The following is a 20981-nucleotide window of genomic DNA, read 5'->3' as shown; positions in this document are numbered from 1 at the left end:
TGAGACGGCCTCCGCCTTTTTTTAGCGCTGCTGCGCCAGCCGCACCGGTGGAGTGCGATCTGTACGCTGCATCACCCGATCCAGCACCTCCGCTTCCAGCTCGGCGAGTCGTGCCGATCCCCGGCGCCGCGGCCTGGGCAAATCGACCTGAAGATCCAGCCCGATCTTTCCCTCCTCAATCAACAGCACCCGATCCGCCATCACAACCGCCTCACTGACATCGTGCGTGACCAGCAGCACGGTAAAGTGATGCTGCTGCCACAGCGACTCAATCAGTCCCTGCATTTCGATGCGGGTCAGGGCATCCAGCGCCCCCAGTGGCTCATCCAGCAGCAACAGGCCGGGACGATGGATCAGCGCCCGGGCCAGCGCAACCCGCTGTTTCTGGCCTCCCGACAGCGCGGCAGGCCACTCATCAGCCCGATCGGCAAGTCCGACTGCCGCCAGGGCATCCCGCGCCGCGCCGCGCCATTCGCGTCCGCGCAGCCCCAGGCCGACGTTATCGATCACTTTTTTCCACGGCAGCAGTCGCGCATCCTGGAACATCAGACGGGTATCGTCGCGCGCCGACTGCAACGGTGCATTGCCCGCCAGCAGCTCACCGCTGGAGCAGTGCTCCAGCCCGGCCAGCAGGCGCAGCAGGGTACTTTTGCCACAGCCGCTGCGGCCCACGACCGCCACAAACTGACCGGAAGGGATATGCAGGTCAATTTTATTGAGAATGGTGCGGTTGCCATACTGTTTGCTGACGCCGTTGACGCCAACCGGGGTGCCGGTGTTGAGGCGTGCCGGTGAGAGAGTCGGACTCATGCGTTCTCCTCCTTTAATTGATAAGCGGGGTGCCAGCGCAGCCAGACACGCTCCAGCAGCAGCGCGGCGACATCCGCCAGCTTACCGAGCAGGGCGTAGAGAATAATGGCGACCACCACCACATCCGTCTGCAGAAATTCCCGCGCATTCATCGCCAGATAGCCGATGCCGGCGTTGGCGGAAATGGTCTCCGCGACGATCAGCGTCAGCCACATCAGGCCGAGGGCGAAACGCACGCCGACCATGATATTCGGCAGCGCGCCGGGCAGGATCACCTGGATAAACAGACTCCAGCCGGAGAGACCGTAGCTGCGGGCCATCTCAACCAGCCCGCGGTCAATATTGCGGATGCCGTGATAGGTGTTGAGGTAGATAGGGAAGAGCGTACCCAGCGCCACCAGGAAAATCTTGGCCGACTCATCAATACCGAACCAGAGGATCACCAGCGGGATCAGGGCCAGATGCGGCACGTTGCGCAGCATCTGAACCGAGGTATCGAGCAGACGCTCACCGGTTTTTGAGGTGCCGGTAATCAGTCCAAGTATCAGACCGATGGAGCCGCCGATAGCGAAACCGACCAGCGCCCGCCAGCTGCTGATAGCCAGGTGCTGCCACAGTTCGCCGCTGACGGTCAGCCGCCAGAAAGTGGTCACGATTTTCTCCGGCGCGGGCAGAATGCGGGTTGATAACCAGCCGGTTTGTGAGGCAATCTGCCACACCACGATCAGCAGGAGAGGCAGCAGCCACGGCACCAGCGTATCGGCAAGACGTTTTCGGGTTCTGGCCATTCTGCTCTCCTCAGCCCCGGGCGACTTTTTTCTCAGGGGTAAAATCGTTGGCTACCGCTTCACCGTGCGCCTGAACGACGCGAGGCTGCGGGACCAGCGGCACCTGCAGGTCGAGATGCGGGAACAGGAGTTCCCCGACGCGATAAGCCTCTTCCAGATGCGGGTAGCCTGACAGAATAAAGGTCTCGATACCCAGCGCTTCATACTCTTTGATCCGGGCGGCAACGGTCGGGCCATCACCCACCAGTGCGGTTCCGGCACCGCTGCGCACCAGACCGACACCTGCCCAGAGGTTCGGGCTGATTTCGAGCTTGTCGCGGCGACCCCCGTGGAGCGCGGCCATGCGACGTTGTCCGACAGAATCGGCGCGCTGGAATGCCGCCTGCGCTTTTGCGATGGTGGCGTCATCCACATTGGCAATCAGCCGGTCAGCCGCCTGCCAGGCCTCTTCATTAGTTTCACGCACAATTACATGCAGACGGATACCGAACCGCACCGTCCGGCCCTGAGCGGCCGCTTTCGCGCGCACCTGCTCAATCTTCTCTTTAACCTGCGCAGGCGGCTCGCCCCAGGTGAGGTAGACATCAACCTGCTCGGCGGCCAGATCCTGCGCCGGTTCCGAGGAGCCGCCAAACCAGAGCGGCGGACGAGGCTGCTGGACCGGTTTAAACATCAGCCGCGCCCCGCGAACGTGCACATGCCTGCCTTCATAATCGACGGTTTCCCCCTCAAGAACCCGACGCCAGACGCGGGTAAACTCGGCGGATTCCGCGTAACGCTCGCGGTGATCGAGAAACACCCCGTCGCCCGCCAGCTCTTCCGGATCGCCGCCGGTCACCAGGTTGAACAGCGCCCGCCCGTTAGAGAGGCGATCCAGGGTGGCGGCCTGACGGGCGGCCTGCGTCGGTGAAATCACACCCGGCCGCAGCGCCACCAGAAACCGCAGACGCTGAGTGACCGGAATCAGCGAGGCGGCCACCAGCCAGGCATCTTCACAGGAGCGGCCGGTCGGGATAAGGACGCCGCCAAAGCCAAGACGGTCAGCGGCCTGCGCCACCTGCTGCAGATAGGCGTGATCAACCGGTCGCGCCCCTTCGGCCGTGCCAAGATAGTGTCCGTCGCCATGGGTTGGCAGGAACCAGAAAACAGATACGCTCATTGTTGCTCCTTATTGCGTGACGGTGTGGGGATGCCAGAGACGATCCTGAATCGTCACTTTGACTGGCAACAGATGATTGGCATAAAAGAGATCGGCGGTGCGCTGCTGCGCGGCGGCCGTTTCGGCACTGACCGGTGAAATGCGGGTCGGCGGCCGGTGATCCAGATAGCTGGCGATAACCGGCTCGGGCAGGCCCATCGCCTGAGCCAGCAGGGTAGTACTCTGCTGCCGCTGGCTGATGGTGAGCGCATCGGCCGCACTGAACGTGTCGAGCACCTGCTGAATAAAGGCGCCATGGGCTTCGGCATAGCTGCGGGTCGCTAAATAGAACGAGCCGGTCAGGTTGAGCGAACTGCCATCGATCAGCAGACGCGAGTTACCCTGCTGGAGCACGGAGGAGTAGTAGGGGTCCCAGATAGCCCAGGCATCGACGTTGCCCTGCTGGAAAGCGGCGCGGGCATCGGCGGGCGTCAGATAGACCGGCGTAATATCGTTAAAGGAGAGTCCCGCCTGCTGCAGCGCGCGCAGCAGCAGGTTGTGCGAGCTGGAGCCTTTCTGGAAGGCGACTTTTTTCCCTTTCAGATCCGCCACCTGTTTCAGGGGGCTGTTTTTCGGCACCAGAATCACTTCTGATTTCGGTTTCGGCGGCTCAGAACCTACGTAGAGCAGATCAGCACCCGCGGCCTGCGCAAACAGCGGCGGAAGGTCCCCAGTGCTGCCGAGATCGATGCTGTTCACATTCAGCGCTTCCAGCATCTGAGGGCCCGCCGGGAACTCGACCCACTTAATATGCGTATGGGGAAAACGCTTCTCCAGTAACTGATGCGACTTTGCCAGCACCATGCTGACAGAGCCTTTCTGATAACCGATACGAATCTCAGCCGGATCGGATTCGGCGGCCTGAACCTGAAGGCCCGCCAGCAGAAGTCCCGCGACCAGCCACTTTCCTAATCTCTGCTTCATTGCTCTTTCCTTAAACCGCTTGCGCAACGGGGTGGTGGTGACGGGTCAGCGCCAGCCAGAAGGCGGAAACCGCTTCATCCAGACGCTCTGCCAGAGAGGCCTGCAATTCAGGCTGCCGGTCATAATGAACCACCTGATGATCCTCGGCATAAACGCCGTGCAGAATCTCCTGCGCCTTCAGGGCATTGAGAACCGGCTTCAGGGCGTAGTCGAGTGCCAGCATATGACCGGCACTGCCGCCGCTGGCCAGTGGCAGCACCACTTTATGTTCCAGCGCGCGTTCAGGCAGCAGGTCAAGCAGGGTCTTCAGCGCCCCCGAAAATGAGGCTTTATAAATCGGGGTCGCCACAATCAGCCCATCCGCTGAGGCCAGGTCCTCGCGTAATGCCAGCAGGGCAGGCGCATCAAAGCGCGCATTGATCAGATCGTCAGGCTGAAAGTTGTGAATATTCCAGGGAATGACTTCAACGCCACGCGCCTCCAGCTTGTGCTGACACAGCGTCAGCAGGGAAGTTGAGCGGGAGGGAAACCGTGGGCTGCCTGCCAGCGTAATAACTCGCATCATCACTCCTTATAACTAAAAGTTATTGATTATCAAATGTTGAGAACTTATTCCTTCATACTGTCAGAGCAGGGCAGTGGGCTTAAATGATTTATCCGGCAAAGTAAGCGTAAAAACTGCAAATAGAAGCGGCGGAAACCGGGGCGCATCCGGGGACATTCCGAATATTCTTAATTTCAGGGCAATCAGAGAAACGATTCATTAAGGAGGGTGATACAAGATTGCGAAAACAGGCGGGATGCCCGAAAAAAATCGCTCTCGTCTGATTGCCTGAACATTCTGATTGTGGCCAACAACTTCATTAAGCGCAGCGGCCGGGTCAGAAGCAGTACGGAAACTGACTGGTGGTGGGCTTCCTTCGTCTGTTATTAGGATTTATGCCATAAGGCAGAGTGTAATAAAAATGAAGGAATGGTGACGTTTTTCACGGATTCAGACGTTCGCTTACAGATTCCCGAATCTGGTTACGTCTGCTTTATCAGCCGTATTTAAATCAATCCTCAACGGTTTTAACATTTCAGCAGGATATTGATGCACGTCTTTTAACAGTGATAGTCCTGTGAAACGTTAAGATATTTTTTACGACTGGTCTTTTTTTACGAAGCCGGTTTAAGATAATCGGGCTGAATCAAAGAAACAGAATATCAGCCTCTCACTCTTTTCATCGCTTCGCCTCTGGTCAGGACCTGCATCAGGCAGGTGAATCGTTTTGTTATTTTTAACAGCTGAGAATTACCTATGTCTGACATCCTGTTATCCGTAATTATTCCAACCTACAACGTTGAGAAATATATTGTCGAGTGCGTTGATTCCTTATTGCGCCAGGTTAAATCTCCCAATGAAATTCTCATTGTGAATGATGGCTCCACCGACGGAACGCTGGCCTTACTTGAACAGAATTATGCGCATCTTTCTCAGGTGAAAATAATTACTACGGAAAACGGCGGCGCCGGTCGTGCTCGCGATGTGGGCATTGAGCAGGCCAGAGGCCAGTTCCTCTTTTTCTGCGACCCGGATGATGTCGTGGTTGATGGGCTGGTGGCGGAACTTGCGGCGGTCGCGGAACAGCACCCGGAGACCGACCTGTTCTGTTTCAACTCCTGCGTTTTTCGGGATGGGCAGATTGATGTCACCTCACCTAAAGTCAGACACGAAATTTTTGGCCAGCAGAAATCGCAGGAGGTCTTTTTGCATCTGCTGCGAAACGGCAGATATACCTCGGCGGCCTGGAGTTATATCGTCAGTAAGCGAATTGTCGAGCAGCATAAATTACGCTTTGTAGGACGCGTTCATGAAGATCACAACTTCACGCTCTCCGTTTTTGTAAAAAGTCAGCAGGCCTGGGTCAGCCGTCAGGTTTATTATAAACAGCGTATCCGTAATGGCTCGCTGACCAACAGTACCAAAAGTAATGAGTTTTTCTACCAGCGTTATAACGCTTTTATGCACGCCTACAGTACGTTAAACAGCTCGATCACGAAATCCGCCTGGCGCAGTTCGCTGGAGAAAGCCTATTTAGTTCATTCGTTTCGCCTGATGATCTACCTGTCACTCTATAATGGCACCCCCGTGCCGGAATATGTCCTGAATGCCATCCGCTTCCTGGGCCGTAATGTCAAAACAGAAAACGTCAAGGAGTGGCTACTGTTCAATCGCCCTGAACTCTTTATTGCGTTACAGCATTACAAAGTTAAAAAAGAGCTCAGTCGTGCCGCCTGATCCTGCAAAAGCAGCCGGATTCTGAAAAATTTGAAGCGATATTGTTTATGCCTTAGCGAAATGAGAAGGTGAGACATGCAATGTGTATAAGGTTGTTGCGTCATGGCAAAAGTACTCGATAAAAGTCTGATTATTAATATTTTTTCACTGCTGGCGTATCGCGGCGCGTCGTTTCTGTTTCCGTTGGCTACGCTACCCTATCTGGCCCGTGTTCTGGGGGTAGAACAGATGGGTACGCTGGCGCTGGCGATCGCCTGCGTGCTCTATTGCAGCACCATCTCCGACTGGGGATTCAATGTCTTTACCACTAAAGATATTGCGCACCATCGTGACGACAAGGAACGTGTCAGTCAGCTCTTCTGGTCCACCTTTAACGCCAAGCTGATGCTGCTGCTGCTGACCAGTGGCACGCTGCTCACCGCCACCTGGTTTAATCCCGCCTGGCACTCACTGTTCTTTATTGTGCTGGCGAACTGCACGACGCTGGTTGGTTCGCTGTTTTCCTTTGGCTGGCTGATGCAGGGCTTTGAGAAGCTGGGTAAAACCGCAGTTATCGCCACCTTCGGTAACTTCTGCGCCATTCCGCTGACCTTTTTGCTGGTGAAATCTCCGCAGGACACCTGGCTGGCTGCGTTGATCCCTGGCGTCGTCTCCATGATCAGTGCGGCGATAACGCTGAAGTTTGTGCTGGAGATGAAAGTCATTGGCCATTACCGCTTTGAACCGCGTGAAATTAAACAGCGCATCACCGACAGCATGGATGTCTTTATTGCCATTGCCGGGGCCAACCTGTTTAACAGCGTCAACGTGGTGATCCTGGCGACCTTTACCTCTACCTATATGGTGGGGATCTATAACGGTGCCGATCGCCTGCGTAAAGCGGCAAACTCCGTGCCGGAGCAGATCGGGAGCGCCTTCTTTCCGCGCGTCAGCCACCTGTTTGGCCGGGATAAACGCGCCGCGATTGCCGCAACACGCAAAAGTCTGCTGCTCTCATTCTCTCTGAGTCTGTCGATTGTCATCTTTACCTGGTTTTTTGCTGACCTGGTCGTCTCAATTTTACTGGGTAAAGACTTTATTCCGTCGGCGGATGTGCTGCGCGTCTTCGTGCTCTGCTTCCTGTTTGGCAACATCGCCTATCCGGCCGGATTACAGATCCTGATCCCACACGGCCTGGCGCGCCAGCGTATGTGGGTCATGATGGCGGCGGGGGTGATTAACGTACCGCTCTGCTGTTTCCTGGCCTGGAAGTTTGGCGCAATCGGCGCGGCATGGTCGATGGTGGGTGCGGAAGCGTTTGTCTGTCTTGGCATTTTTGGCATCATGCATCGTCACGGTATCCTGCGGGAATATCTCTTTCCCTCTCAGGTGGAAAATCGCCCCGTAAACGATTCCGCTGCGTAAGATCAAAGCAAGGTGACTTAACTTCCCGCCTTTCCGCCCTTCGATTTACTTTTGCGCCAGAGCACTTTACCATTCTGGCGCACAATTTCCCGTGCACCGACTTTCACGATTGCTTCCGTCCTTCAGGAGAGTGCATGTTTTATCCTATCGTCCGACCGGCGCTGTTTAAGCTCGACCCCGAACGCGCGCACGAACTCACCTTTCAGCAACTGCGCTTTATGAATGGCACCCCGCTGGAACGGTTTTATCGCCAGAATCTGCCGTCGCGTCCGGTCACCTGTATGGGACTGACCTTTAAAAATGCCCTTGGCCTGGCCGCGGGCCTGGATAAAAACGCGGAGTGCATTGACGCCTTTGCGGCGATGGGCTTCGGGTTTGTTGAAGTTGGCACCGTCACGCCGCGCGCTCAGGCAGGCAATGATAAGCCGCGCATGTTCCGACTGGTTGAAGCGGGCGGGATTATCAATCGCATGGGATTCAATAATCTGGGGGTCGATCACCTGGTCGAAAACGTGAAAAAAGCGCGTTTTAACGGCGTACTGGGGATTAATATCGGCAAAAATAAAGATACGCCGGTTGAGCAGGGAAAAGAGGATTACCTGATCTGCATGGAAAAGGTGTATGCCCACGCCGGTTATATCGCCATCAATATTTCCTCACCTAACACTCCCGGTCTGCGCTCACTGCAATATGGTGAGGCTCTGGATGATCTGCTTTCCGCCATTAAACAGAAACAAAAAGCGCTGGAACAGCGTCATCTCAAATATGTTCCGCTGGCCGTAAAAATTGCTCCGGACCTCTCTGAAGAGGAGTTAATTCAGGTAGCGGACAGTTTAGTACGTCACCAGATTGATGGCGTGATTGCGACGAATACCACGCTCGATCGCTCCCTGGTCACGGGTCTTAAGCATGCTGAGGAAGCCGGTGGCTTAAGCGGACGGCCTGTCCAGTCGCGCAGCACGGCGGTCATTCAGCGCCTCTCACAGGAACTGCAGGGACGCCTGCCGATTATCGGCGCAGGCGGCATTGATTCTCTGACCGCTGCGCGTGAAAAGATTGCGGCAGGGGCTACGCTGGTTCAGATCTATTCAGGCTTTATTTATCAGGGGCCAGGATTAATTAAAGATATCGTCACACATCTCTAAGACAATTCTCACAATGCTTCGCCGGGGGGTTTATTTATCCCCTCGGCTCGTTTATATTTTGTCCTGTTGCACGATTTTTCAGCTTTTCCTTATATTCTATTTTCGCTGAATTCTGCGTGACGTATGGCGCAGCGGTAAAAGACAGGGCAGACGATGAACATTAAACCCGACGATAACTGGCGTTGGTATTTTGACAACAGCCACGACCGAATGATGCTCGACCTGGCAGACGGTATGCTTTTTCGCTCCCGCTATTCCCGCAAAATGCTCACGCCCGATGCGTTCTCAGAGTCGGGTTTCTGTGTTGATGATGCCGCCCTCTATTACACCTTTGAAGAGACCTGCCGTCAGTGCAAACTCAGTGGCAGCCATCGCGCTGAACTGGTGCTGAATGCCCTGGTCGCCGCGCGCTTCCTGAAACCGCTGATGCCGAAAAGCTGGCACTTCACCGCGTATGCCCCGGCTATGCAGCCGCGGCCCGGTGAGATGGTGCAGGTTACGCTGGCAGAAGAGGGAACGCAGGCGCGTCTGCTGGTGGTTGAAAGCGGCAGTAACGCGGCGCTCTGCCTGCTGGCTCAGCCAGCACTGACGCTGGCCGGCAAAAATATGGTGCTCGGCGATGCCATCAAGGTGATGAACGACCGCCTGCAGCCCTGGTATCAGGATGTCGCGCCGCGCTATGCCCGCGCGGTCTGACTATTTCAGTTCGACATCGCCTGCCGGAATACAGCTGCAGCTCAGCAGCGTTCCGTCCTGACGCACGGCACCTTTCTTCAGCGCTTTGACTTCGCCCGATACCAGATTCAGCTTACAGCTGCCGCACAGTCCCGCACGACAGGAGTAGGGGATACGAAATCCCTGCATTTCCAGCTGATCCAGTAACACCTGCTGATTATCCCCGCGGAAGGTCTGTCCCTGAAAGGTGATAGTCACGGCATCAGGGGCCTGTGGCTGCGGTTTCAGCGTCTCAATGACCTCTCCGGCACCGTAGAGGCGCGGAGCATGGCGCTTCAGGATCACCATTTTGTCACCGGCGCGCACCACACCCTGATTTCGGGCCACCAGATTCAGGCCAAAATCGATATCGCCACTGCCATCCTGGGCGCTGCGGAACGTCTGCAGAGTGGCGAGCGGATGACCGGCAGGATGTTTGCGTCCGGTTTCGGGGCTGACCGTGGTCAGCACGCAGCGACTGCAGGGTTTCGGCACCTCAAAGATAACTTCACCTATCCGGATCTCCGCCCAGCTGTCTTCATCCCATGCGGCCGCGCCGCTCACGACCAGATTGGGACGAAACTGTTCGGCACGTACGCTGGCCGGGCAGCGCTGTTGCAGGTCATGCAGCGAGGCGCTGTTCACCAGCAAAAACGGATAGCCATCGGCAAAACTCAGCGGGACATGGTCAAATGCTTTGACCCGGCGACGGGGTTCAGGTCCGACCCAGCGCAGCTGGACGTCACGGGGAAAGAACTGGCTCAGCCACTGATTCATGGCGGGCGGGGCGATGCGTGCGCTGAAGCGATTGCCCCAGACCTCGGTCGGGTGTTCCTGCTCCCCGAAATCGCTGAAGCGGATAAGCATGTGATTGCCGTCAGGCGCTTCCAGTAACAGCCCCTCAGGTAAAATAGCGGGTGTAAAGCGCACCATCTCCGGATGCTGCCGGGCGGTAATAAAGGTGCCGTCAGGTTCCGTCACCATAAACAGACGATCAAAAGCCAGCCCGCTGCCAGAAACCCGGGCGTGTGACAGCGCCAGCCCCCGCATCGACTTCACAGGATGAATAAATAAGCGGGAAAGCGTGATCATGGTGTTCTCCTTGAAACCCGACGCGCAAGACAAAAGAAGCTAACTTTATGACATAGGTCTGTGATTCGCTATAATGCGCGACAATTTTCTCAAGAGTTAAAAAGTGACGATATGAATTCTCTGTTTGCCAGCACGGCGCGTGGGCTCGAAGAGCTGTTAAAAAGTGAGCTGGACGCGCTGGGCGCGCAGGATTTGCAAGTGGTGCAGGGAGGCGTTCACTACGAAGCCGACGATCGCGTCATGTACCAAAGCCTGATGTGGAGCCGTTTAGCATCACGCATCCTGTTGCCGCTGGGAGAGTTTGGCGTCTACAGCGACCTCGATCTCTATCTGGGTGTGCAGGGCGTGGACTGGCCGTCCATGTTCGGCAGCGACAAAACCTTTGTCGTCCATTTCAGCGGCACCAATGACTCGATTCGCAACAGCCAGTTTGGTGCGCTGAAAGTCAAAGACGCCATTGTGGACAGCTTTACCCGTAAGAATCTGGAGCGTCCCAATGTCGATCGTGAGCAGGCGGATATCCGTATCAACGTCTGGCTGAATGACGATCGCGCCAGCATCGCGCTGGATCTGAGCGGCAGTTCATTGCATCAGCGTGGCTATCGCCAGCAGACCGGTCAGGCACCGTTAAAAGAGAATCTGGCGGCGGCGATTGTGCTGCGTTCTGGCTGGGAGCCATCCACACCGCTGATCGATCCAATGTGCGGTTCAGGTACGCTGCTGATTGAAGCTGCGCTGATCGCCTGCGATCGTGCGCCTGGCCTGCTGCGCCGTCACTGGGGCTTTATGGCCTGGAGCCAGTTCAATGCTGCGCTGTGGCAGGACGTGAAAAACGAAGCGCATAATCGTGCCCGCACCGGCACGGAGAATACGCAGGCGCGCTTCTTTGGCTATGACACGAATGGCCGGGTGCTGGAGTGGGCGCAGGCGAATGCCCGCCGTGCGGGTGTGGAAGAACTCTTTACCTTTGCACAGCAGGATCTGCTGAAGCTGACCAATCCGGTGGATGCGGCGGTTCACGGCACGGTGCTGAGCAACCCCCCTTACGGTGAACGACTGGAGAGCGAACCGGCGCTGATCGCGCTGCACAGTCAGCTTGGACGCCTGATGAAACAGCATTTTGGCGGCTGGAAGCTTTCCCTGTTCAGCGCTTCACCTGAGCTGCTGAGCTGCCTGCAGCTGCGCGCCGACCGTCAGTTTAAAGCCAAAAACGGCCCGCTGGATTGCGTGCAGAAAAACTATCAGCTCGCGGTGAACAGCAGCGAAAGCGCCGGGCAGATTGCGGAAGATTACGCAAACCGTCTGCGTAAAAACGTGAAGAAGCTGGAGAAGTGGGCGCGTCAGGAAGGCATTGAATGCTACCGCATTTACGATGCCGATCTGCCAGACTACAACGTGGCTGTTGACCGCTACGCTGACTGGGTGATTATCCAGGAGTATGCGCCACCGAAAACCATCGATCCCAACAAAGCGCGTCAGCGCCTGTTCGATGTGATCAGTGCGACGCTCACCGTACTGGCGTTGCCTGCAGACCGTCTGATTATGAAAACCCGCGAACGTCAGAAGGGCAAAGCGCAGTATCAGAAGCTGAGTGAGAAGGGCGACTATTTCGAAGTTAAAGAGTTTAATGCGCGTTTCCTGGTGAACCTGACCGACTATCTCGATACCGGTCTGTTCCTCGACCACCGCATTGCCCGCAAAATGCTCGGTAATATGAGCAAGGGTAAAGATTTCCTGAACCTGTTTGCTTACACCGGCACCGCCAGTGTGCATGCCGGTCTGGGCGGGGCACGCTCGACCACCACGGTCGATATGTCACGCACCTATCTGGAGTGGGCGGAACGCAACCTGCGTCTCAACGGGCTGACCGGTCGTCAGCACCGTCTGATGCAGGCGGACTGCCTGAGCTGGCTGCATGAGAGTGATGAGAATTTTGACCTGATCTTTATCGATCCGCCAACTTTCTCCAACTCCAAGCGTATGGAAGAGAGCTTCGACGTTCAGCGCGATCATATGATGCTGATGCGTAACCTGAAGCGCCTGCTGCGTCGCGGCGGCACCATCATGTTCTCCAACAACAAACGCGGTTTCAAAATGGACATGGATGGCCTGAAATCTCTGGGCCTACAGGCGCAGGATATTACCCAGAAAACGCAGTCGCAGGATTTCGCGCGCAACCGACACATTCACAACTGCTGGCTGATCACACACGCCGGTAAGGAATAAGATTACATGTCATTAATCAGTATCCACGGCGCCTATCTCTCCTTCAGCGATGCGCCGCTGTTAGACAATACCGAACTGCATATCGAAGAGAACGAGCGCGTCTGTCTGGTCGGCCGTAACGGTGCAGGTAAATCCACCCTGATGAAGATCATCAATGGTGAACAGCCCCTGGATGATGGTCGCATTATTTATGAAACCGACCTGGTCGTGGCGCGTCTGCAACAGGACCCCCCACGCAATATTACCGGTTCGGTCTATGACTTCGTGGCTGAAGGCGTTGAAGAGCAGGCAGAGCATCTGAAAGCCTATCACGCCATTTCCCATCTGGTGATGGACGATCCAAGCGATAAAAACCTCAATGAGATGGCGCGTCTGCAGAGCATTCTTGACCATCAGAATCTGTGGCAGCTGGAAAGCCGCATCCATGATGTGCTGGAGCAGATTGGCCTGAAGCCCGATACCGAGCTTTCATCGCTTTCGGGTGGCTGGCTGCGTAAAGCGGCGCTGGGCCGTGCGCTGGTGAGCAATCCGCGCGTTCTGATGCTGGATGAACCGACGAACCACCTGGATATTGAAACTATCGACTGGCTGGAAACCTTCCTGAAGAATTTCAGCGGCAGCATCGTCTTTATCTCCCATGACCGTTCGTTTATCCGCAATATGGCGACGCGTATCGTCGACCTTGACCGCGGCAAACTGGTCTCCTGGCCGGGCAACTACGATCAGTATCTGGCGGGTAAAGAGGAAGCGCTGCGCGTCGAAGAGATGCAGAACGCGGAGTTTGACCGCAAGCTGGCGCAGGAAGAGGTGTGGATCCGTCAGGGCATTAAAGCCCGTCGTACCCGCAATGAAGGTCGCGTGCGTGCGCTGAAAGCCCTGCGTCGCGAGCGTTCTGAGCGCCGTGAAGTGATGGGCAAAGCGAACATGCAGGTGGGCGAAGCCTCCCGCTCGGGCAAAATTGTCTTTGAACTGGAAAATGTCGATTACGCGGTCGATGGCAAAGTGCTGGTGAAGGACTTCTCTTCCCAAGTGCAGCGTGGCGATAAGATTGCTTTGATCGGGCCAAACGGCTGCGGTAAAACCACACTGCTGCGCCTGATGCTGCAACAGCTTAAGGCCGATCATGGCCGCGTGCATTCCGGCACCAAGCTGGAAGTGGCCTACTTTGACCAGCACCGTGCGGAGCTGGACCCGGATCGCACCGTGATGGACAACCTGGCCGAAGGCAAGCAGGAAGTCCTCGTCAACGGCAAACCGCGCCACGTTCTGGGTTATCTACAGGACTTCCTGTTCCACCCGAAACGGGCCATGACCCCGGTGCGCGCGCTCTCTGGTGGTGAACGTAACCGACTGCTGCTGGCGCGTCTGTTCCTGCGTCCCAGCAACCTGATGATTCTCGATGAACCGACTAACGACCTCGACGTCGAAACGCTGGAACTGCTGGAAGAGCTGATTGATGGTTATCAGGGCACGGTACTGCTGGTCAGCCACGATCGTCAGTTCGTCGATAATACCGTGACCGAGTGCTGGATTTTCGAAGGGAATGGCGAGATTGGCACGTTTGTTGGCGGCTACCACGATGCACAACAGCAGCGTGCAGCCTACCGGCAGCACAAGGCCTCAGCCCCAGCCAGAGCGGCAACCAGCACCGCGAAGCCCGCCGCAGAGAAGAGCGAGGCGAAGCGTAACGTGAATAAACTCAGCTATAATCTGGCGCGTGAGTTGGAACAATTGCCGCAAAAACTGGAGCAGCTTGAAGCGCGCATCGGTGAACTGCAGGCGAAGATGAGTCATCCGGACTTCTTCAGTCAGCCACACGATCAGACGCAACCGGTGCTGGATAATCTTGCTCAGGCCGAGCAGGAGCTGGAAACCGCGTTTGCGCGCTGGGAAGAGCTTGAGTCACTGAAAAACGGCGCGTAGGGCAGGGCTAGCGGATGTGTTCAGCAGTGAAAAGTAACGCGTGGATGCTCTGTCCACAGTGCGATTTAACGATCAGGCTGCCGGACATTCCCGTTGGCAGCCGGGCATCATGCCCGCGCTGCCACACTGCTCTGACGGCGAACTGGCATGAACCGCGTAAACGACCAACGGGCTATGCGCTGGCTGCGCTGTTTATGCTGGTGCTGGCGAACCTGTTTCCATTCGTCTCTATGAAGGTGGCCGGGCTGACCAGCCAGATCACCCTGATGCAGATACCCAGAGTGATGGTGTCGGAAGATTACAGCAGTCTCGCCACGCTGTTTCTGCTGTTCGTGCAGGCGGTTCCCGCCTTCTGCATGATAACCATCCTTCTGCTGGTCAATCCGATACCGTTACCCACGCCGCTCAGAGTGGGTCTCGCCCGAATCCTGTTTCATCTGCGCAACTGGGGCATGTCAGAAATCTTCATGGCTGGCGTGCTGGTCAGCTTCGTCAAGCTGATGGCCTATGGTGAAATCGGACTGGAAACCAGCTTCTGGCCCTGGGTCCTGTTCTGTCTGCTGCAGTTGCGTGCCTTTCAGTGCGTCGATCGGCGTGCGCTGTGGGATCGCCTCTCACCCCGCCCCGCACTGCCGCATGCGCCCGAGGTGGGCGTCAGTGGCCTGGCACAGGGCCTGCGATCCTGTCCCTGCTGCACCGCCATTCTGCCTGCGGATGAGCCCGTCTGTCCGCGTTGTGGCGTCCAGGCGCAGGCCCGGCGTAAACACAGCCTGCAATGGACGCTGGCGCTGCTGCTCACCTCGGTGCTGCTCTACATTCCGGCTAACCTGATGCCGATTATGGTCACGGAGACGCTGGGCAGCGCCTATCCCTCCAATATCATGGCGGGGGTGATTGTGCTGTGGGCTGATGGCTCCTATCCGGTTGCGCTGGTGATCTTTATCGCCAGCATCATGGTGCCGACGCTGAAAATGCTGGCAATTGGCTGGCTCTGCTGGGATGCCAGCGGACGCGGACGGCGGGACAGCCACAAAATGCATAAGATTTATGAAGTGGTCGAGTTTGTTGGCCGCTGGTCGATGATCGACGTCTTTGTGATTGCCGTGCTCTCTGCGCTGGTGCGTATGGGGCAATTAATGAATGTGTATCCCGCGTGGGGGGCAGTTCTGTTTGCGATGGTGGTGATCATCACCATGATCGCTGCCATGACCTTTGACCCGCGATTACTCTGGGATCGTGCATGTGAAAACACAATGAAGGAGTCGCGCCTTGACGGAAACTAACCACGGCCATGCAAAGGTGGAACAGATTAAGCGCTGGTCGCCGGTCTGGATTGTCCCCATCGTCACGCTGCTTATCGGCGGATGGATCCTCTTCTATCACTTCAGCCATCAGGGGCCGGAAGTGACATTAATTACCGAAAACGCTGAGGGCATTGTGGCGGGTAAAACCACCATTAAAAGCCGCAGCGTGGATGTCGGCGTGGTGGAAAGCGCGGTGCTAAGCGACGATCTCCATCATGTGGAAATTAAAGCGCGCCTGAACGCGGGCATGGACAAGCTGCTGCACAGCGACAGCGTGTTCTGGGTCGTGAAACCGCAGGTGGGCCGTGAAGGTATCAGCGGCCTTGGCACGCTGTTGTCAGGCGCCTACATCGAACTGCAGCCCGGCACGAAAAACCAGGCACCTGAGCAGTACAAGCTGCTGGATGCTCCGCCGCTGGCGCCACCGGATGCTAAAGGGATCCGCATCATACTGGACAGCAAAAAAGCCGGTCAGCTTAATCCGGGCGATCCGGTTCTGTTCCGCGGCTACCGGGTCGGTACAGTGGAAACCAGTTCGTTTGACACCGATAAACGCATGATGACCTATCAGTTGTTTATCGCCGCGCCTTACGACCGCCTGGTGACCACCAACGTGCGTTTCTGGAAAGACAGCGGCATCGCCGTGGATATGTCCGCGTCAGGCATGCGGGTCGAAATGGGATCGCTGACCACGCTGTTCAGTGGCGGCGTCAGTTTCGATGTGCCGGATGGCTGGGATCTGGGTGAAGCGGCGACAAATCATGCCGACTATCATCTGTTTGACGATCAGCGCAGCATCCAGGATTCGCTCTATACCAATCACGTCGACTATGTGCTCTTCTTCTCAGACTCCATTCGCGGTCTGCAGGCTGGTGCACCGGTTGAATTCCGCGGCATTCGCCTCGGTACCGTGTCACAGGCACCGCTGATGAAAGCGGGTCTGGATCAGGCACTGAACAACGATTACCGCGTTCCGGTGCTGATTCGCATTGAGCCGGATCGCTTTATCAGCCGGCTGGGCGAGAATTTCGATCTGGAGCAGCATCTGCAGGATGGGAAGAAACGTGGCCTGCGTGCCACGCTGAAAACCGGCAACCTGCTGTCGGGTGCGCTCTATGTCGATCTCGACTTCTATGACAATGCGCCAGCCTACAAAGGCCCGCAGAAAGTCTCAGGCTATGAAGTGATCCCAACCGTCAGCGGCGGACTGAGCCAGATTCAGCAGAAACTGATGGCGGCCCTGGATAAGATCAACAGCCTGCCTCTGAACGGCATGGTCAATGAAGCGACCGGTACGCTGAAAGAGAGTCAGAAGACAATGCGCGATCTGCAGCGCACTATCGACAATATCAACAAAGTGACCGCCAGTCCGGCAATGAAGACCCTGCCGGAAGATCTGCAGCAGACGCTGCGTGAGCTGAATCGCAGCATGAAAGGACTGCAGCCCGGTTCGCCTGCTTACAGTAAGCTGGTCGGGGATATGCAACGACTGGATCAGGTGCTGCGTGAACTTCAGCCGGTACTGAGGACACTCAACACCAAGAGCAATGCGCTGGTATTTGAGGCGAAACCGGGACAGGATCCCCAGCCGAAGAGGGCGAAACAGTGAAAAAAGGATTGATACTTTGTGCCGCGCTGGTGATGAGCGCATGCAGCAGCAGCGTTGATAATACCTGGTATCAGCTGCCCTCCGGGGCGGCCTCCATGCAGGTCAGCAGCAGCCAGATGAACGAAGCTCAGCCGATGCTGTGGGTGCAGCAGGTGACGGTGCCGGATTATCTGGCCGGCAACGGGCTGGTCTACCAGACCAGTGACGTCAAATATGTCATTGCCGCCAACAACCTCTGGGCCAGTCCGCTTGATCAGCAGCTGCAGCAGACGCTGATCACCAATCTGAGCAAGGCGCTGCCTGGCCGGCTGGTAGCCGGATCGCCGCTGGGTGCGCAGCACGACACGCTGAATGTCACTATCACAGGCTTTCAGGGGCGCTACGACGGTAAGGCGATTGTCAGCGGTGAATGGACGCTGGAGCATCAGGGCCGTCTGATCAAACAGGCATTTAATATTGTCCTGCCGCAGACTGAAGATGGCTACGATGCCATGGTCAGAACGCTGGCCACCGGCTGGCAGCAGACGGCGCAGCAGATTGCCAATAGTGTGGTTGCGCTAAATTAAGAATATTATGAATAAATAAGCTAAGCCCCTGATGAAATGTCGCGATATAACGGCATGATTCAGGGGCTTTTTACTAGCTTAATCAGGGCGATAGTGTTGCCGTCTCCATCACAAAACCGCGCTTTCTTTTCCGATTAAGGTCACATTTATGACAGTGGCATGAAGATTGCGCATTGATCTTTGGGTGCGCAGGGGGTAGAACGTAAGAGTGGTTGAACATTAATTCACCACTTTTCTTTCCACCAGATTCCACAGACCTTACATGAGGGACACGGAGTATGAAGAGACAGAAACGAGACCGCCTCGAACGCGCCCATTCACGTGGTTATCAGGCAGGCATTACTGGACGCTCAAAAGAGATGTGTCCGTATCAGTTGATTGACGCTAAGTCTCACTGGTTGGGAGGTTGGCGACAAGCCATGGAGGACAGGTCGGTAGCAGCATAACCGGATGTCACTGAAAAAGGAAAATAACCTCCGCCTGGCGCGGAGGTTTTTGTTTCTGTGCAGAATGCTCAGAATGCCGCGGTGTCTTTGAACAGACCCACTTTGAGATCGCTGGCGGTGTAGATCAGATTACCGTCAACCAGCACTTCGCCATCTGCCACGCCCATCACCAGCTTGCGGTTGATCACGCGTTTGAAGTGAATGCGGTAGGTGACTTTCTTCGCGTCCGGCAGGACCTGACCAGTGAATTTCACTTCACCCACGCCCAGCGCACGACCTTTACCTTCGCCGCCCAGCCAGCCCAGATAGAAACCTACCAGCTGCCACATGGCATCCAGACCCAGGCAACCTGGCATCACCGGATCGCCGATAAAGTGGCAGCCGAAGAACCAGAGATCGGGATTGATATCCAGTTCTGCTTCAACAAAGCCTTTGTCATATTTGCCGCCGTCTTCGGTCATTTTGACCACGCGGTCCATCATCAGCATGTTGCCGGAAGGAAGCGGCGGACCATTTTCGCCAAACAGTTCACCACGACCTGACAGAATCAGATCTTCTTTGGTATAGGATTCGCGTTTATCTACCATGTTTTCAATAAGCCTTGTTTTAGTGAATCACGAATATTAGCGAACAGTTGTACGCTGAGCAAATCGGATTAACGCTGGTTGAACCAGTTAAGCCAGCGCAGCGCCCAGGGACGTTGCGGGACATCCGGCTGGTTGAACAGGCTGATGCGTTCCTGGATGGTGTGCAGCAGGCAATCGCCCTCGCCATCCTCCGTACGCCATATTTTGCCGGTCAGCAGTGACAGCGCCTCATCAGCACGTTCTACAGCCCAGATGTGGAAACGGCCCTGTTCTACCGCACTGACCACTGCCTGGCTGAGGCTGAGATGACGCACGTTACAGGCCGGGATAATGACGCCCTGCTGGCCGGTGAGATCACGCTGATGGCAGATCTCGAAGAAACCTTCAATCTTCTCATTCAGGCCGCCTACCGGCTGGACGTTGCCGAACTGATCAACCGATCCGGTGACGGCAATCTGCTGATTGATTGGCTGGTTAGCCAGCGCGCTGATCAATGCACAGAGCTCGGCCAGAGAGGCGCTGTCGCCATCAACTTCAGAGTAGGATTGCTCAAATACCATTGACGCTGAGAAGGGCAGTTGCTGATCGAGCTCCAGCTCTGCAATCAGGTAAGCCTGCATGATCATCATGCCCTTAGCATGAATATTGCCGCCTAGCTCCGCCTTCCGCTCAATATCCATGAACTCCCCATCACCGGGGTGAACGACGCAGGTAATCCGTGTCGGATCGCCCCAGGCGCGGGGATGGCCAGGATATTCAACGACCGAGAGGCCGTTGATCTGACCGACCACTTCGCCTTCGGTTTCAATCAGAATCTGTCGCAGCAGGATTTCATCCCGCATCCGCTCATTGAGATAGTTCTCACGCCATAAGCGGGCTTCCAGTGCGTCGCGAAGCGCTTCGGCATTGAGCGTGTCACCCATCAGGGCTGACTCGCGCATCTGGCGCTGCAGCCAGCGCGGACAGAGGGGCAATGTCTCCTGGTCACCGCTATAGCGGACACCTTCTTTAATCAGTTCCGGCCAGAAGTCCGCTTCCGGAACCGGCAGACCCGCCTGACGCGCCAGCTCTTCGTTCCAGCGACACCAGGCCAGCATGTCATCTTCATCCAGAATCTGAATGTTCTCTTCAAATTCGGTATAAATCGCCATTTCATGCGCTTCAGGATCGAGCTCCTGAAAATCGGCCAGCACCTCGCGATCTCCGCACAGCACCAGATTCAGCCTGAGCGGCACAGGCGGAACAGAGACGGGCAGGGGCCGGCGCTCGTCCTGAGAAGTCCACTCCACGTAGCCCTGCTCAATCGCTTTTTTCAGGCGCAACCAGAGGATCGGCTGGGTCATCAGGCTTCGCAGTGAGAGCACCAGCGTACCGCCATTGGCGCGATGGATCAGGCCCGGTTCAGGCTGGAGGCGATCTTTATACTGGCGTACGCAGCCAAACAGCTGCTCCATCTCAACCCATTCAGCAAAATGAATGCCACCCTGACTGGTGAACGGGCGCTGAGGATCGGAGGGCGGCAGGAGCGTGATAGTGTCACCCATGATATGGTAATCACCGCCGTACAGCGTGGTACTGTCGGACATCACCCGCTGCGCGGCCTGGGCAATGAAGGTCAGATAATCGCGATTCTCCTGGCTTCGAACCAGCAGTAACGGGAATCCCTGCGACTGATGATGTAAATGCGCCAGCGCATTCAGCAACCGGGGCTGTACCGTTGCCAGAGCATCAGTTTCTTCATCAGCAATTCGGGAGAAAACGGATTGGTATGGTGCGCTATCCGGCTGTAGGGTCTGCCACGTAAGTTGGGTGCTGGTCAAAATAATCGCATTTATCTGTTTTAAGAAAAGCGAGATTATACAGGATTCACCCTGGTTAAGCACTGCAGACTTCCTGGTGAAGTTGTGAAGCTGACAGCATGTTTTTCGTTGCTGCATCCGGGAAAAAAGCTGTTATTCTTAGCT

The 20981-nt window shown here is 56.2% G+C and carries 18 protein-coding genes; 10 read left to right on the top strand and 8 right to left on the bottom strand.

All coding sequences use genetic code 11. The annotated features are described in order from the left end of the window. Nucleotides 1-21 precede the first annotated feature (21 nt). The 5 genes from ssuB to ssuE are packed head-to-tail and all read right to left on the bottom strand — an operon-like array spanning nucleotide 22 to nucleotide 4282. On the bottom strand, nucleotides 22-810 hold the full coding sequence (ssuB, locus tag OXR04_RS07050) for an aliphatic sulfonates ABC transporter ATP-binding protein (RefSeq protein WP_267372395.1): 789 nt from the start codon (nucleotides 808-810) through the stop codon (nucleotides 22-24). After that, a complete protein-coding gene (gene ssuC / locus OXR04_RS07045; RefSeq protein WP_140924405.1) occupies nucleotides 807-1598 on the bottom strand; it encodes an aliphatic sulfonate ABC transporter permease SsuC in 792 nt (263 codons plus the stop codon). The genes ssuB and ssuC overlap by 4 nt, the downstream gene beginning before the upstream one ends. A 10-nt stretch (nucleotides 1599-1608) precedes the next feature. Next, complete coding sequence (ssuD, locus tag OXR04_RS07040) at nucleotides 1609-2757, bottom strand: FMNH2-dependent alkanesulfonate monooxygenase (RefSeq protein WP_140028305.1); 1149 nt, start codon at nucleotides 2755-2757, stop codon at nucleotides 1609-1611. A gap of 9 nt (nucleotides 2758-2766) precedes the next feature. After that, complete coding sequence (locus tag OXR04_RS07035; protein ID WP_009091067.1) at nucleotides 2767-3720, bottom strand: sulfonate ABC transporter substrate-binding protein; 954 nt, start codon at nucleotides 3718-3720, stop codon at nucleotides 2767-2769. Nucleotides 3721-3730: 10 nt separating this feature from the next. Beyond that, nucleotides 3731-4282: an NADPH-dependent FMN reductase gene (ssuE, locus tag OXR04_RS07030; protein WP_009091065.1), complete on the bottom strand. Its 552-nt coding sequence runs from the start codon at nucleotides 4280-4282 to the stop codon at nucleotides 3731-3733. Nucleotides 4283-5020: 738 nt separating this feature from the next. Between ssuE and OXR04_RS07025 the strand changes: the two genes are divergently transcribed. From OXR04_RS07025 to OXR04_RS07010, 4 genes are all read left to right on the top strand, one after another. Beyond that, nucleotides 5021-6001 (top strand): glycosyltransferase family 2 protein, encoded by a 981-nt coding sequence (locus tag OXR04_RS07025; RefSeq protein ID WP_267372392.1) that lies wholly within the window; start codon nucleotides 5021-5023, stop codon nucleotides 5999-6001. Between the two features lie 102 nt (nucleotides 6002-6103). Next, nucleotides 6104-7405, top strand: a complete 1302-nt coding sequence (locus OXR04_RS07020) for a flippase (protein WP_009091062.1) — start codon at nucleotides 6104-6106, stop codon at nucleotides 7403-7405. 134 nt (nucleotides 7406-7539) lie between these two features. Continuing rightward, nucleotides 7540-8550: a quinone-dependent dihydroorotate dehydrogenase gene (gene pyrD, locus OXR04_RS07015; protein ID WP_111208088.1), complete on the top strand. Its 1011-nt coding sequence runs from the start codon at nucleotides 7540-7542 to the stop codon at nucleotides 8548-8550. Between the two features lie 153 nt (nucleotides 8551-8703). Beyond that, nucleotides 8704-9246: a cell division protein ZapC gene (locus tag OXR04_RS07010; protein ID WP_009091060.1), complete on the top strand. Its 543-nt coding sequence runs from the start codon at nucleotides 8704-8706 to the stop codon at nucleotides 9244-9246. On the opposite strand, the gene OXR04_RS07005 is transcribed toward OXR04_RS07010, so the two are convergent. Next, on the bottom strand, nucleotides 9247-10356 hold the full coding sequence (locus OXR04_RS07005) for an MOSC N-terminal beta barrel domain-containing protein (protein ID WP_267372390.1): 1110 nt from the start codon (nucleotides 10354-10356) through the stop codon (nucleotides 9247-9249). A 111-nt stretch (nucleotides 10357-10467) separates the two neighbouring features. On the opposite strand from OXR04_RS07005, the gene rlmKL reads away from it, so the two are divergent. The 6 genes from rlmKL (at nucleotide 10468) to rmf (ending at nucleotide 18430) form a co-directional block, all read left to right on the top strand. Next, nucleotides 10468-12582, top strand: a complete 2115-nt coding sequence (gene rlmKL / locus OXR04_RS07000; protein WP_009091055.1) for a bifunctional 23S rRNA (guanine(2069)-N(7))-methyltransferase RlmK/23S rRNA (guanine(2445)-N(2))-methyltransferase RlmL — start codon at nucleotides 10468-10470, stop codon at nucleotides 12580-12582. Between the two features lie 6 nt (nucleotides 12583-12588). Then, complete coding sequence (locus tag OXR04_RS06995; protein WP_058957434.1) at nucleotides 12589-14505, top strand: ABC transporter ATP-binding protein; 1917 nt, start codon at nucleotides 12589-12591, stop codon at nucleotides 14503-14505. A 14-nt stretch (nucleotides 14506-14519) separates the two neighbouring features. After that, a complete protein-coding gene (gene pqiA / locus OXR04_RS06990) occupies nucleotides 14520-15788 on the top strand; it encodes a membrane integrity-associated transporter subunit PqiA (protein ID WP_267372388.1) in 1269 nt (422 codons plus the stop codon). Next, entirely contained in the window at nucleotides 15775-17418 is a 1644-nt protein-coding gene (gene pqiB, locus OXR04_RS06985) for an intermembrane transport protein PqiB (protein WP_009091050.1), read from the top strand. The genes pqiA and pqiB overlap by 14 nt, the downstream gene beginning before the upstream one ends. Then, a complete protein-coding gene (gene pqiC / locus OXR04_RS06980) occupies nucleotides 17415-17984 on the top strand; it encodes a membrane integrity-associated transporter subunit PqiC (protein ID WP_058957432.1) in 570 nt (189 codons plus the stop codon). The genes pqiB and pqiC overlap by 4 nt, the downstream gene beginning before the upstream one ends. 278 nt (nucleotides 17985-18262) lie before the next feature. Beyond that, nucleotides 18263-18430 carry a ribosome modulation factor gene (rmf, locus tag OXR04_RS06975; protein WP_008925875.1) on the top strand — a complete coding sequence of 56 codons (168 nt, stop codon included), beginning with the start codon at nucleotides 18263-18265 and terminating at the stop codon, nucleotides 18428-18430. A 68-nt stretch (nucleotides 18431-18498) separates the two neighbouring features. Here the strand turns inward: rmf and fabA are convergent, their stop codons facing one another. Continuing rightward, nucleotides 18499-19017, bottom strand: a complete 519-nt coding sequence (fabA, locus tag OXR04_RS06970; RefSeq protein ID WP_009091047.1) for a bifunctional 3-hydroxydecanoyl-ACP dehydratase/trans-2-decenoyl-ACP isomerase — start codon at nucleotides 19015-19017, stop codon at nucleotides 18499-18501. Nucleotides 19018-19085: 68 nt separating this feature from the next. Then, nucleotides 19086-20954 carry a Lon protease family protein gene (locus tag OXR04_RS06965; protein ID WP_267372385.1) on the bottom strand — a complete coding sequence of 623 codons (1869 nt, stop codon included), beginning with the start codon at nucleotides 20952-20954 and terminating at the stop codon, nucleotides 19086-19088. Nucleotides 20955-20981 lie beyond the last annotated feature (27 nt).

Origin of the sequence: Pantoea sp. GM_Pan_3, assembly GCF_026541045.1 — a bacterium.
Lineage (GTDB): Bacteria > Pseudomonadota > Gammaproteobacteria > Enterobacterales > Enterobacteriaceae > Pantoea > Pantoea anthophila.
The sequence above is the reverse complement of the archived record's forward strand: the minus strand, read 5'-3'. Positions and strand labels throughout refer to the sequence as shown.